The organism is Mucilaginibacter angelicae (genome assembly GCF_042434235.1).
Classification (GTDB): Bacteria; Bacteroidota; Bacteroidia; order Sphingobacteriales; family Sphingobacteriaceae; genus Mucilaginibacter; species Mucilaginibacter angelicae.
In genome coordinates, this window is the sequence record NZ_JBHLTS010000018.1 from 114,986 (window position 1) to 127,821 (window position 12,836).

Annotated in this window: 9 protein-coding genes; 5 read left to right on the forward strand and 4 right to left on the reverse strand. The window is 44.2% G+C overall.

Annotated features, from left to right (window positions below; genetic code table 11):
* The first annotated feature begins 120 nt into the window (after positions 1-120).
* The 3 genes from ACFFGT_RS06810 (at position 121) to ACFFGT_RS06820 (ending at position 6,716) form a co-directional block, all read left to right on the forward strand.
* Positions 121-3,465 (forward strand): SusC/RagA family TonB-linked outer membrane protein, encoded by a 3,345-nt coding sequence (locus tag ACFFGT_RS06810; protein ID WP_377021764.1) that lies wholly within the window; start codon positions 121-123, stop codon positions 3,463-3,465.
* Between the two features lie 30 nt (positions 3,466-3,495).
* Positions 3,496-5,052, forward strand: a complete 1,557-nt coding sequence (locus tag ACFFGT_RS06815; RefSeq protein ID WP_377021765.1) for a RagB/SusD family nutrient uptake outer membrane protein — start codon at positions 3,496-3,498, stop codon at positions 5,050-5,052.
* 161 nt (positions 5,053-5,213) lie between these two features.
* Positions 5,214-6,716, forward strand: coding sequence for an arabinan endo-1,5-alpha-L-arabinosidase (locus tag ACFFGT_RS06820; protein WP_377021920.1), 1,503 nt, complete (start codon positions 5,214-5,216; stop codon positions 6,714-6,716).
* A gap of 63 nt (positions 6,717-6,779) precedes the next feature.
* Here the strand turns inward: ACFFGT_RS06820 and ACFFGT_RS06825 are convergent, their stop codons facing one another.
* Positions 6,780-7,877 (reverse strand): redoxin domain-containing protein, encoded by a 1,098-nt coding sequence (locus ACFFGT_RS06825; RefSeq protein ID WP_377021766.1) that lies wholly within the window; start codon positions 7,875-7,877, stop codon positions 6,780-6,782.
* Between the two features lie 215 nt (positions 7,878-8,092).
* Here ACFFGT_RS06825 and ACFFGT_RS06830 point away from each other — a divergent pair, with 215 nt between their 5' ends.
* Positions 8,093-8,527 carry a CBS domain-containing protein gene (locus ACFFGT_RS06830; protein WP_377021767.1) on the forward strand — a complete coding sequence of 145 codons (435 nt, stop codon included), beginning with the start codon at positions 8,093-8,095 and terminating at the stop codon, positions 8,525-8,527.
* 12 nt (positions 8,528-8,539) lie between these two features.
* On the opposite strand, the gene ACFFGT_RS06835 is transcribed toward ACFFGT_RS06830, so the two are convergent.
* Positions 8,540-9,505 (reverse strand): hypothetical protein, encoded by a 966-nt coding sequence (locus tag ACFFGT_RS06835; protein ID WP_377021768.1) that lies wholly within the window; start codon positions 9,503-9,505, stop codon positions 8,540-8,542.
* 115 nt (positions 9,506-9,620) lie between these two features.
* Here ACFFGT_RS06835 and ACFFGT_RS06840 point away from each other — a divergent pair, with 115 nt between their 5' ends.
* On the forward strand, positions 9,621-10,916 hold the full coding sequence (locus ACFFGT_RS06840) for a DUF885 domain-containing protein (protein ID WP_377021769.1): 1,296 nt from the start codon (positions 9,621-9,623) through the stop codon (positions 10,914-10,916).
* Positions 10,917-11,042: 126 nt separating this feature from the next.
* On the opposite strand, the gene ACFFGT_RS06845 is transcribed toward ACFFGT_RS06840, so the two are convergent.
* The gene (locus ACFFGT_RS06845; RefSeq protein WP_377021770.1) at positions 11,043-11,669 is read right to left on the reverse strand and encodes a CatA-like O-acetyltransferase; all 627 of its coding nucleotides are present in this window, start codon (positions 11,667-11,669) and stop codon (positions 11,043-11,045) included.
* Positions 11,670-11,797: 128 nt separating this feature from the next.
* Positions 11,798-12,763 carry a quinone oxidoreductase family protein gene (locus ACFFGT_RS06850; protein WP_377021771.1) on the reverse strand — a complete coding sequence of 322 codons (966 nt, stop codon included), beginning with the start codon at positions 12,761-12,763 and terminating at the stop codon, positions 11,798-11,800.
* Positions 12,764-12,836: the final 73 nt, after the last annotated feature.

Below are 12,836 nucleotides of genomic sequence, written 5' to 3' on the forward strand. Positions count from 1 at the left end.
ATCAAACCTTAAACCATAAAAAATGGAGAGATGTTCCCGCATCCCCCCATTATAATGTGGTACAAGTTAACTACCAGTCCTTCTATAAACCAAATAGTTAAATAACCTTAATGCTAAATTATGAAAAAAAATGCACACCGCATTAAACCATTGCGGCTGAACCAATTCTTGAAAGTACTTCTTATGTGTAAATTTATCCTTATCCTGGTCCTCGTCTCTTCGTTGCAGGCGTTTTCAAAGGGATATGGTCAGACAAAGATCAACGTTAATTTCCAGAATGTGCCCCTGAAGAAGGCGCTTAAGGAAATTGAAAAAAAATCTGACTATCGCTTTTTGTACAATGACGACATGTTGTTGAAAAACGACGTGCAGGCCAGTTTAAATACAAAAGATGCATCGCTTGAAGAGGTGATGAAAGCTATACTTAGCAATACCAACCTGGGCTATACGCTGAGCGATAATAACCTGGTTATCCTTGCCGAAAAAGGAAAAGTATTTGCGGCTAATGCAGTATCCGGTAAAGTAACTGATGAAACAGGCCTGCCTATGCCCGGCGTAACCGTCAGGGTAAAAGGCACGGATGTAAGTACGCAGACCGATGTGCAGGGCCGTTATATGATCAACGTACCTGATGCCAATGCTGCTAATGCAGTACTTGTATTTACTTTTATAGGCTACGCTACCCAGGAGGTGCCTTTAGGCGGCAACTCATCACTTAATATCCAGTTAAAGGCGGCATCCAACTCGTTAAACGAGGTTATTGTTGTGGGTTACGGCACGCAGAAAAAGGAAAATCTTACCGGCTCGGTTACCGTCGTAAACCTTAAGGATGCTACTAAACGTACCACTCCTGATGTTGCCAGGGCTTTACAGGGCCAGGTTGCCGGCGTGCAGGTGAACGGATCAGGTGTACCGGGCGAAGGCGTTTCTATCCGCATTCGTGGCGTGAGCTCTTTGATTAATAACAACCCGCTTTACATTATTGATGGCGTACCAACCATGGAGCCTTTTGATTTTCCGCCTTCGGATATTGAAAGCCTGCAGGTGATCAAAGATGCATCGGCAGGTGCTATTTATGGTTTTCGCGGTGCTAACGGTGTGATTATTATTACTACCAAAAAAGGAAAAAGCGGGGCCATGAAAATTAACTATAACGGTTATGCTGGTTTCCAGAAAAATCCTAAAACCTTATCTGTTACTGATAGGGTAGGCTATCAGCAAATTGCCAATGCCGCCGAAACCAATGCTGGTTTATCATTGGCGCCGGGCAATGATCCATCATCAAGCAAATTTATCAGCAATGTAAATACCGACTGGCAAAAATCAGGTTTTCAAACAGGGCATACCCAAAGCCATGATCTTGGTTTATCGGGTGGTAATGAAAACATGAGCTACAATGTTGCTTTAGATTATTTTAACCAAACCGGTACAACCGTATCAGGTCCGTCATATACCCGTTATAACCTGAGCGGCAATATCCAGGGTAAAAAAGGTATCGTATCATTCGGAACCAAGTTTGCCTATACCGAAGGCGATTATAATAACCTGGCTTACCCACATTTGCACGGTACCGGCAACCAGATAGTCGACCTGGTTACGGCTATCCCAACCATGCCAATTTATGATCCTAACCGGGTTGGCGGCTACGGTGGTGTTGATCAAAACACGCAAAGGGCTATTTCCCTAAATATTATAGGTGTAAACAATTTATTGAACAGCACAGGCCAGCGTAACCGTATGGTAGCATCGGCCTGGATGGAGGTTGAAATTATCAAAAACCTGAAATACCGCCTTAGCGCAAGCTATGATCGTAACGATTTCAAGAATACTTATTTCGACCCGATTTATGACCTGGGCTGGTTTTATCCAAATACCACTGCCTATTACAGCGATGCCCGCGGAAACTACTACACCGCCCTTGTTGAAAATACGCTGAGCTATAAATTCAACATCAAAAAACATAATATAGAGTTATTGGCGGGTACGGCTTATCAAAAAGATAAAAATGATAACCTTACCGGCATAGCGTACAATCTGCCGCAACCTTACCTGTTTGCCTTTGATAACGTAAGCAACACCACTGATAAAACCGTATTTGGCAACAGTAACGAGCGTAAATTTTATTCGCCAATATTTGGCCGTGTAAACTATAACTATGATGACCGTTACCTGCTAACCGCAAACTACAGGCGCGATGGTACATCGCAGCTGCCGGAGTATAACCGCTTTGGTAATTTTGCCGGTGTATCTGTAGGCTGGAACATCAATAAAGAAAAATTTCTGCACCTGCCCGAAGCCATTACCCAATTAAAGTTAAAGGCTGGTTATGGTACTTTGGGTAACGTAAATGCGCTTGCATTTTATCCTTACCAGGCTGTGGTAAATGCCAATGCCAGCTATGTATTTGGTAATACCTTAGCATCGGGCGCTACCCAAACCCAGGTGTTTGACCAAACTAACAAATGGGAGCAAAAACGCACTACCAACATCGGTTTGGATTTAAGCTTGTTTAAAGATCAGCTGAGCTTTTCGTCAGAGTATTATGTGAACAAAATTATAGGCATCCTTTTGCCTGTGCCAATTCCGGTTTCGGTAGGTGCCATTAATACGCCGCTGGTAAATGCTGCTTCGTTTACTAATAAAGGTATTGAGTTTACAGTAACCTATCGCAGCAGGGATACCGGGCCGTTTAACTATACCATCAGCGCAAACGCTTCAACGGTTAAAAACAAAGTATTATCATTAGGAAACGGCGGTAACCCAATTTATGGCGCATACAGTAAAACAGCAGTAGGCGGTGAAGTTGGTCAGTTGTTCGCTTTCAAAACCGAAGGTATTTTTAAAGATGCTGCCGATGTAGCAGCCCATGCCACTCAAACAGGTGCAGCCCCCGGCGATGTTAAGTTTGTTGATACTGATCATAACGGCATCATTAATGATAACGACCGCGTTTACTTAGGCTCGGCCATTCCTAAATTGTATTATGGCTTTAACTTCAGCGCCAGCTACAAAAATCTCGATGCATCCATATTTATACAAGGCAATTATGGCAGCAAAATAGCCAATGGCGTGTACCAGTCTTTAATGACTGGTCAGTACACGAATGCAAGTACCGATGAGCTGAACTACTGGACTCCGAACAATACCAACACCAATGTGCCGCGCCCGATCATCGGCGACCCTAATGCCAATAACCGCAACTCCGACAGGTTTATTCAAAGCGGCTCATACGCCCGCTTACAAACTGCTCAGTTAGGTTATACTTTACCATCGGCATTGCTAAACCGTACGCACGTGTTCAGAAGTGTAAGGATCTACTTATCAGGCCAAAACCTGTACACCATTACCAAGTACAAAGGTTTCGACCCGGATTTTATTAACGATGGCACTATTAACCGCGGTTTTGATTATGGTTCGTTCCCTAACCCGCGCACTTTATTAGTTGGCTTACAGGTAGGGCTTTAAAAATTGATTAACGATTTAACATTATTTATAATGAAAACGATATATACAAAAGCGGTATTTACACTATTGTTGGTAGCTGTATTTGCCATGGGCTGTAAAAAAGGCGATTTGACCACGGTGAACCCTAACGCCCAAACAAGCCAAACATTTTGGCAAAATGCCAGTGATGCTGTAAAAGGAGTAAACGCAGCGTACGGCAGCTTGATTATTGATGGCTCATACATGCGCTTTTCGCCGATAGTGGAAAACACAAGGGGCGATGATGCTACAAGCTATAGCCCCTGGGACCAGATCTATAACATGGGTAAGTTTAACATGCAAAGCACCGGCGATGGCGTGCTGTTTTCGTGGACAGCTTACTACCAGGGTATTTTGCGCGCAAACGAAGTACTGAAGTATGTACCCGCCATTACTATGGATGCAGAGTTGAAGAAACGTGTATTAGGCCAGGCCTATTTTTTACGCGGCTTATTCTACTTTCACCTGGCCGATTTTTATAAAAACGTGCCTATGCCACTGGTACCGGCTGCCTCAAGCGCTGATTATTTCCAGAAACAGCAACCTCAGGATGTAGTTTGGGCGCAGGTGATCAGCGATTTTAAAGCTGCCGAAAGCATGCTGCCAACAACTTACAGCGGCTTATCACCCGATGGGCAGATTGGTCGGGCCACAAAAGGTGCCGCGGCTGCATACCTGGGTAAAACTTACCTGTTCACTAAAAAATATACCGAGGCAGCTGCCGAGTTTAAATCGGTTATTGATATGGGCATCTATAGCCTGGTGCCTAATTATTACGATAACTTTTTTGCGAACAACGAAAACAACTCGGAGTCGATTTTTGAGGTTCAGTTTTCGAGGGATGCCGGTGGTACCGATCTGGGCTGGGGCGGCGATCCCTCATCAGGATGGGGACGTACATCTGCCCGTGCTATCACCTTTGGCGCGGCAAGTTTCGGTTTTACCGATGTACAGCCAACTCCGGTATTATATAACGAGTATCTGCAGGAAAAAACAACCAGCGGTGGCGTTGACCCCCGTTTGGATGTAACCATGTATTACAACAAACCCGGCGAAAAACTATATAACCAGGATTTTGCTACCCGCTATGCAGGCAGTTCATCATTAAACGCACTGTTTTGTCATAAGTATGAAAACGGCGACACTGGCCAGGCTGATGAATACGACTGGAGATCGGGCATTAACGAAAGGCTGATGCGTTATGCCGATGTACTGCTGATGTACGCCGAATGCTTGAATGAATTGGGCCAGACAAATGACTCTTATCAATACATCCAGATGGTGCGTAACCGTGTTGGCTTGCCAAACCTGGCTACTGTTAAACCGGGCATGAGCCAGGCCGATATGCGCGAGCAGATTGGTCACGAACGTTTCCTGGAGTTTTCGTTGGAAGGTCACCGCTTTGATGATATCCGCCGCTGGGGCTGGTTACAGGATGCAACCAAACTGGCCTGGTTAAAGGCCCGCGATCCGGAATTTAACACTTACACTGTGGGTAAAGAGTATTTGCCAATACCGCTTACCGAAGTGCAAACCAACGTTGGTTTGGTGCAGAATGCGGGGTATTAAATAAGAGAGCGAGGGGAGGTGCGATTCCTTCCCCGGGGAAGGAGGAGGAAGGGGTTTATGAAGTCAGGCACACTGCTCGCTTTCAGAAACCCCTCCCTGCCACTTCTCTGTCCATCACACCCCTCCCAAGGGAGGGAATTAAAAAAAATCAAGTGAAAGAGATGAACACGATGACCAATACAGCGAAAAATATATACTTAATAGCAACATTGGCAACAGTAATGTTTTCCTGCTCAAAAAAGGATACACCTGCGCCAACACCTCCTAAAACGGATACCACCACAACACCGGTAACAACGGCATTTGATATCAACAGCATTAGTGACACTTATGCGGATATTGCGGCATTTACCTACTATCCTAAATGGACAGTGTATAACGTGCATGACCCATCTATCAAAAAGTTTGGCGATTATTACTATTGCTATAGCACTGATGTGGCTTTTGGTACCGATGTAAGGCCGGGCCTGCAAATCCGCCGGTCGAAGGATCTGGTACAGTGGGAGTATGTAGGCTGGGTATTCTCGTCGTTACCGGCGCAGGGCTCGGCTTATATTACAGGGAAAGGTGGTACGCCTTACAATGCTTTATGGGCGCCTTATGTAATGAAAGTTGGATCAGAGTACCGGTTGTATTATTCGCTATCATCGGCAGTGGCTCGGCTGAGTGTGATCGGTATGGCGACGGCTTCATCGCCCGATGGGCCATGGACGGAAAAAGGCCTCGTGGTAACATCTGCCAATGATGCCAGTATCCAAACTAACGCCATCGACCCAACAGTAATTACCACCACAACCGGCGAACAGTATATGTACTATGGCTCGGCCTGGGATGGGATCTATATCCTGAAGCTTGACCCATCAACCGGTTTGGCTGCGGCATCGGGCGATAAGGGTAAGCGCATAGCTAACCGTGGCTTTACCGGCGGCAAATACAATGGCAATATTGAGGGGGCGGAAGTGATCTATAATCCCGATCTGAAAAAGTATTTCCTGTTTATCAGTTATGATTGGCTGCAAACCAAATACAATGTAAGGGTAGGGAGGGGCGACAGTCCCACAGGGCCGTTTTATGATTATAACGGGCATGATATCAACACCGATGAAGACCATGGGCCGATGATCCTGGCACCATATCAGTTCACTAATCAAAGCGGCTGGCAGGGTACAGGCCATTGCGCGGTGTTTGACAATGGCAGCGGGCAGTATTATATGGCGCACCAGGGCAGGCCGGGCATTAACTCCTATTTTATGGATTTGCATGTGCGTAAAATATCATGGACACCGGACGGCTGGCCTATCGTATCTCCCGAGCGCTATGCCAACGTTGCCCAAACTGCTATAGCCGCTACAGATGTGGCCGGAACCTATGAAAAGATCACGCTGAACTATCACATTGTGCCGGGTTACGGTACCGAGCAAACCAATCCGGATTTTCAGGTGTCAACAACCTTTAAACTTGATGCTGCAGGTACTATTGATGGCAATGCTGCAGATAAATGGACATTCACCACTCCTTGGCTTGAACTTAAATACAGCAGCGGCGACACCTACAAACTGAAGGTTGAACGTGAACGCGACTGGGAAAATAAAATAACGTCAACCCTGATATTTACCGGATTGGATAACCATGGCACAGCCATTTGGGGAAAGAGAAAACAATAGGTTTGTTTTATATAGGTTGGTGGCCCTTCGGTTTAATTACTGAAGGGCTTTTTTGTTGCATGTTTACTTTAGCAGTGTATCCAGTTTTTCGGCAAGCTGATCTGGATAAATATTGTCTTCAATGATTTTGCCTTGTTTATCTATCAGGAAATTATGAGGTATGCCATTGATGTTATAAAGCGTAGCAACTTCGTTTTGCTGTCCCTTTAAATCGGATAGCTGCGGCCAGATCAGGCCATCGTCTTTAATTGTTTTTAGCCATGTTTGCCTGTTAACATCGGTTGATACACTGATGATCTCAAAGTCTTTGTTTTTAAATTTATTGTAGAGTTTTACCAATTGTGGGTTCATTGCCCGGCAGGGCCCACACCATGACGATGAAAACTCCAACAAAACGTATTTACCTTTAAATGCGGATAGCCTTACAGGCTTTCCGTGCTGGTTAGCCTGTTCAAAATCGGGGGCCATTTGCCCTATTTTGGTTTGATCGTAACTTTTATTCAATTGCTGCACAAGGTGTCCATATTTTGAGTTTTGAAGTTCCGGGTCAAATTGTTTCAGTAATCCCCTGGCTTCATCTGTAGTAAAAGTTTTATCAATTTTGCTGTAGTAAAGCAGGATTATACCCGCGTATGAATGCAGGTTTGATTGAATATAAGTTAATAACACGGTCTTCTTTACAGCAGCAACGCTGTCCAGGCGGCTTTTTACGCTATCCTGATTATGGTATGTGCTATTAATAACAATCTCGTTGCGTTTATCTTGAATTGGCTGGGTTATTTTATTTAATTGAATGAAGTTATCCCACAGGGCTGAGCCTGAAATGGTCATGCTTTCGCGATTTGCTTTGTCTCCGGTAATTTTAATATCCTGTTTATCAGTCCAAAATCCAACCAAAAGATCATCGCCAACACCGCCAGAGTCTTTGGTTTTGCCTATTGATACCTGGTCGGGTTCGCCTGTGTATTTAAAGTGAATTTGACCATTTTGAACTATGCATGAATCCAGGCCCATTATACTGGGGCCGTTTAAATAATATTTATCGTGATCCTTTAAGCCTATGATTTCAACAGATATGGCAATCGAGGCTATTTTTTTCTGTTGGGCATTTAAATTAAATACAATGAATAAGCTAAGCAGTAGCAGCAGGAAGGTTTTCATAATTCAGGTTCAGGTAAAATAACAGGTTAAGTAGAAGCTAAGTTAAGGCAATACTTTAATCAAACAATGGACACGTTAATTAATTAGATGGATAATATGCTTATGCCGTACTCAACGTTAATAAATTATGCCCGGAAATGTAGTTTTTAAAAATAATCCATTGTTTTTCTGCTACTTATTCGTAAATTGGAATTACCAAATTAACCTGAGTACTTATGAAAAGTGTAAAGCATATCCTGGCCCGTAAGGGCAGCAATGTTACTGCTGTGCCCGCCGAAACTACTGTGTTTAATGTGTTGAAATTAATGGCCGATAAAAACATCGGTTCGGTAGTGGTGACCGAAAACGGCAAATATGTGGGTTTGATGACCGAGAGAGATTACTCACGTAAAATTATTTTAGTGGGTAAGCATTCTGACGAAACCACTGCCGGAGAGATCATAAGTACTAATTTCCCGAGAATCACTCCCGACTCTTCAGTTGATGAATGTATGCTGATCATGAGCGAAAACAATATCAGGTATTTACCGGTGTTTGATGTGGCAGATCAGTTGTGCGGTATTATTTCTATGAGCGATGTGGTGTACGAAACCATTCATTCGCAAAGGGAAACCATTGAGCAGCTGCACAGCTATATCCAGTCGACATAAGTTAAACTTATTTCACCAGGCTTCGTTAAACTTCACCCAATAAATATCATCCCAGCCATTGCCGGGGCTGTTTAGCAGCGGTTGTAATTGTTGATATGATTTGGTTTTGCCGTTGCTTAGCTGGCTGTTAATACGGTTGCTGGTGAAGATCATGTACTTTTTATCTGCGCTTATAAATGGGCAGTAATCAAGGGCTGTGCTGTTTATGGGGGCAGGCAGATGTTTGGCGGGCAGCCAGTTGCCCGATTTATCTTTATGGCTTATGTACAGATCACCACGCCCCAGGTCATCGGTCCGGCCGTAGCAGCTAAACATAATAAACTGTTCATCAGGATCAATAAAAGCGTTAAACTCATCGTATTTGGTATTCACAGCTTCAGGGAGGCTTTCGGGTTTACTGTAGCCAGTGGCTGTTGGTTTGCAAACTACAATATCCTCACTGCCTTTGCCGTAATCAGCTTCTACCGTAAAATACAGGTTGCCGCTTTTGGCTACGCTTGGATAATACTCACTTTTGGCTGAGTTTACTTCCGGGCTCAGGTTTTCGGGCTGTCCCCATTTACCGTTCTTGTCACGTTTAACCCGCCAAATGTCAAAATCCTTTTTTGTAATGGTATCATTCACTGGTCTGTCTGACGAAAAGTAAACGGTTTGTCCATCCGGCGAAAAGCTTGCTTCCAGGTCACGATAACGGCCCGAAAATGGGGCAACTTCAGGTTTGCCCCATTTGCCGTTTTTCTTTTGGATCTGTAAAATGGTACTGGTTATAAAACGTGGTTGCTGCAGGGTGAAAAAGATCTCATCCCCTTTTGGGGATATGGTAAAATCGCGGTTGCTCAGGCCATCTGTAAGGATGCCTTCAGCAAACAGCCGCGGCGTATCTGCTGGCAGGGAAGCATCAGGATATGTTACCTGTGCAAAGCCACTGCCGGTTATCAGCATAAAAATAAAAAGCAGGATTAATTTGCGATACACCATGATTATCAAATTTATACCGTAGCGGTTACTGGCTTATCACCCCAACAGGGGGATATTGGGTTTTGCATAAGTAAAATACAGTTTATTATTTATGTTTGTTAACCAGATCCAATTTATGAAGGTTTTTATTGTAGCTCTCGGCGCATTTATATTGTCTGTATTCCCGGTCAAAAAGCAGCAAACGTTTGATGCCTTTTGCAAAGATTTTGTAGCAGGCTATAACGGTCTGCACCTGCCGCAACTGGAATTAAGCTACGTAAGCGGGTTAGAACATATCGGTACAACTGCTGATGTACAAAAACAGCTGGATTTTTTTACAAAAGTAAAGGCTAATTTATCGGCTTTTAAGGCAGATGAGCTAACCGGGCCGGAAAAGGTAGATTACCTGCTCATCAACTATGAAACCGGTCTTAATTTGGAGCGGATAGCTCTTGAGCAGGATTGGTTAAAGAATAAGCCCGCGATTATTCCTACAGGCGGCATTATTACCATCCCCAACGGCAAAGCCTGGTATGCTTACCTGCTTAAACGGTGGACAAGCGCCAATGCCACACCCGATGAAATTTACCAGTTTGGTTTAACCGAAGTAAGCCGGGTTCAAAAGCATATTGAAGCTATCCGCCTGCAAACAGGCTTGAGTGAAGATGATTTTTATAAACACCTCAATGATCCTTCATTTTTTATCAGCGATCCCAAAGTAGTGCAGCAATCGTTTGAAAAAACTAAGGAGATCATTTATGCCAACCTGCCCAAACTGTTTAACAATACCAATATTGCGCCGTTAAAAATTGTAAAGGGCGAAAGCAGGCAACTGGCCCAAACGCCCGGATATTATGATAGTAATGCGTTTTACTACAACCTTTTTGATAAGCCCTACAATAAACGGCAGGTCGATTGGCTTTTTATTCACGAGGGTGTTCCAGGTCACCATTACCAGGCCAGTACCGAGGCGCAAACCAAAACATCGGCGGTGCAGCAGCTTTTTTATTATATGGGTTTTGCCGAAGGTTGGGGCGCTTATACCGAAGAGCTGGGTAAGCAGCTTGGCGTTTATAAAACGCCTTATGACGAGTTAGGCAAATGGGAGTGGGATATTGTACGCTCGGTTCGGGTGCCGTTGGATGTAGCCCTTAATTATTACGGCTGGACAGACGAACAGGCACTTGCCTTCTGGAAAAAGAATATCCGCGGGCAGGATGACATTGCCATGCGCGAGATTGCCCGTATGCGCCGCTGGCCGGCACAGGTAGTTACCTACAAATATGGGGCATTACAAATCCTGCACTGGAAGCAAGAGCAGCAACAAAAACAAGGCGCTCAATTTAATATCAGGGATTTTCATTCACGTGTGCTTGATCACGGTTCGCTGCCGTTGTTTATGGTGAAGGCAAATGTGTTTAAAAAAGGATAGATCTTTTTACACGTAAAATTACAGCCTGAAAGGTTGCCCCAGAGGGGCAAAAGGTTTGTAGAATTAAATTAAAATAAGATTTTAGCGTGCCAGAGGTACGCAACTTCTTAGCTTGATAAGGTTAGCCTAAACGCCTTTGTTCAATAATTCCTGGTAGCAATCAATATACTGGCCTACATGGATCCCGTCAACCAATGCATGGTTTACATGGATAGATACCGGCATGGTGCGTTTACCATGATGTTCGGTCATTTTACCAAATGAAATCTTGGGGCAGCTATCCACAAACGAAAACATGCGTGCATGTGACAGCGATGTGAAATTGATCCAGGGCAGCGAAGAAAAACGGATGATATTATTTACGGTTGAACGTTCCAATAGGTTATTACTTTGTACACGCTCAATTTCTTTAATGGCCTCCCGGTTAAAATCCTCAAACAAAGGATAAAACAAGTATTCGCCAAAACCGAAGGTGCCGTTGGCGCGCGGAATAGTTGAGCCGCCGTCAATCTGGTCGTAAATGAAAACCTCATCACCCTCCATACGATATTTAAACGCTTCAATAATTTGGGATGCAGCTAAGGATTGATACATGGTATAAAGAAAAAACGATACCCCGTTATCCTTTACAAACTTATAGGCGGCCGTTACATCAATGTTAATGTTTACACCATAATAGGGCTCTTCAAACTGTTTAAAAAAGTTATAATGCTCTTTCCTGATCCAGTTTTCAATATCTACTTTTTGTTTCATGACTAATATTGCTGCAATAATAGGGAATATGTTAGTTAACAGGAAAGTAGAAAATAAAGTAGCGTAATGGAAAATGCCATCCCTTTGGTTTACCAAAGGAAATGACATTGATGTATGTGAAATTTGGCCTACGGTACCAGAACAATCCTTTTTCCGGAATCATTTTTCTCCCATGCCTGTTCTACATCTTTCAAGGCGACTACTTCTGTCTCAATAGAAATTATCCCTTCGGCAGCCAGCTCAAAGATTTGTGGCAATATTTCAGTGGGGAGTTTCAGCATGATCTCTTTGGTTATGCCCCCGCCGCCTGCGCCAACCAGTTCAATTAATGAACTCCTTAACGTAGCTGCTTTAAGGTTAATGTCGGCACCTGCCATTTCTCCCACCTGTACGTAGCGGGTTAAGTGCCCTGCCGAATTAAGGTCGTGCCCGGTTAACAAGCTTAGTACAAGTTCGGCCGGTTTGCCCCAAAGGTAGTCGAGCACGATATCGAAAGGCGCTTTTTTGATCTCGGCGCTAATAGCTTGCCGTAGCTGATCTTCAGGCTGGTTAAGGGAGATTGTTACATCCGCCCCCAACGTTGTTAGTACTTTTAAAGCTTCAGGGTTACGGCCGGTAGCTACTATACGGGCTGCGCCCATGTGTTTTGCCAATTGCACAGCCAGTTTACCGGTTATGCCCGTTGCTCCAAGAATCAAAACTGATCCGCCTTTTTGAAGCCCGCCTTTCCACGCTAATGACAGCCATGCTGATACCGCCGGGTTGGCTATGGCCGCTGCTGTAACATCGTCAAGGTTTTGTGGTAATGGGACCATCATTTTGCTGCCTGCAACCGCTTTTTCGGCCATCATACCGGTACGTGAACCGGTATAAACACGTGTGCCGTCGGGTAATACACCTACACCATCTACCCCAACCACAGCGGGGAAATTGGTGTAGGTATCATAATGTGAACCTTTGGCACGCATTTTATCAAGGTTTTTGATTGATGCTGCGGTTACGGTAATAACCTGCTCGCCTGCATTGACTGTGGGTTCGGCAAAATCATCATATATTGGGGTATTGCCTGTTTGGTATAATACTGCTGCTTTCATTTGCTTAATTGTTTTATGCAAAGTTGGGAAGCAGCAAATGCCCCCGCGATAACAATTGTTAAGAAATGAATGC

Bases quoted from the DNA above. Each gene is read 5' to 3' on its own strand.
- ACFFGT_RS06810 (WP_377021764.1), top strand. From the start codon at position 121: ATGAAAAAAAATGCACACCGCATTAAACCATTGCGGCTGAACCAATTC.
- ACFFGT_RS06815 (WP_377021765.1), top strand. From the start codon at position 3,496: ATGAAAACGATATATACAAAAGCGGTATTTACACTATTGTTGGTAGCT.
- ACFFGT_RS06820 (WP_377021920.1), top strand. From the start codon at position 5,214: ATGAACACGATGACCAATACAGCGAAAAATATATACTTAATAGCAACA.
- ACFFGT_RS06825 (WP_377021766.1), bottom strand. From the start codon at position 7,877: ATGAAAACCTTCCTGCTGCTACTGCTTAGCTTATTCATTGTATTTAAT.
- ACFFGT_RS06830 (WP_377021767.1), top strand. From the start codon at position 8,093: ATGAAAAGTGTAAAGCATATCCTGGCCCGTAAGGGCAGCAATGTTACT.
- ACFFGT_RS06835 (WP_377021768.1), bottom strand. From the start codon at position 9,505: ATGGTGTATCGCAAATTAATCCTGCTTTTTATTTTTATGCTGATAACC.
- ACFFGT_RS06840 (WP_377021769.1), top strand. From the start codon at position 9,621: ATGAAGGTTTTTATTGTAGCTCTCGGCGCATTTATATTGTCTGTATTC.
- ACFFGT_RS06845 (WP_377021770.1), bottom strand. From the start codon at position 11,669: ATGAAACAAAAAGTAGATATTGAAAACTGGATCAGGAAAGAGCATTAT.
- ACFFGT_RS06850 (WP_377021771.1), bottom strand. From the start codon at position 12,763: ATGAAAGCAGCAGTATTATACCAAACAGGCAATACCCCAATATATGAT.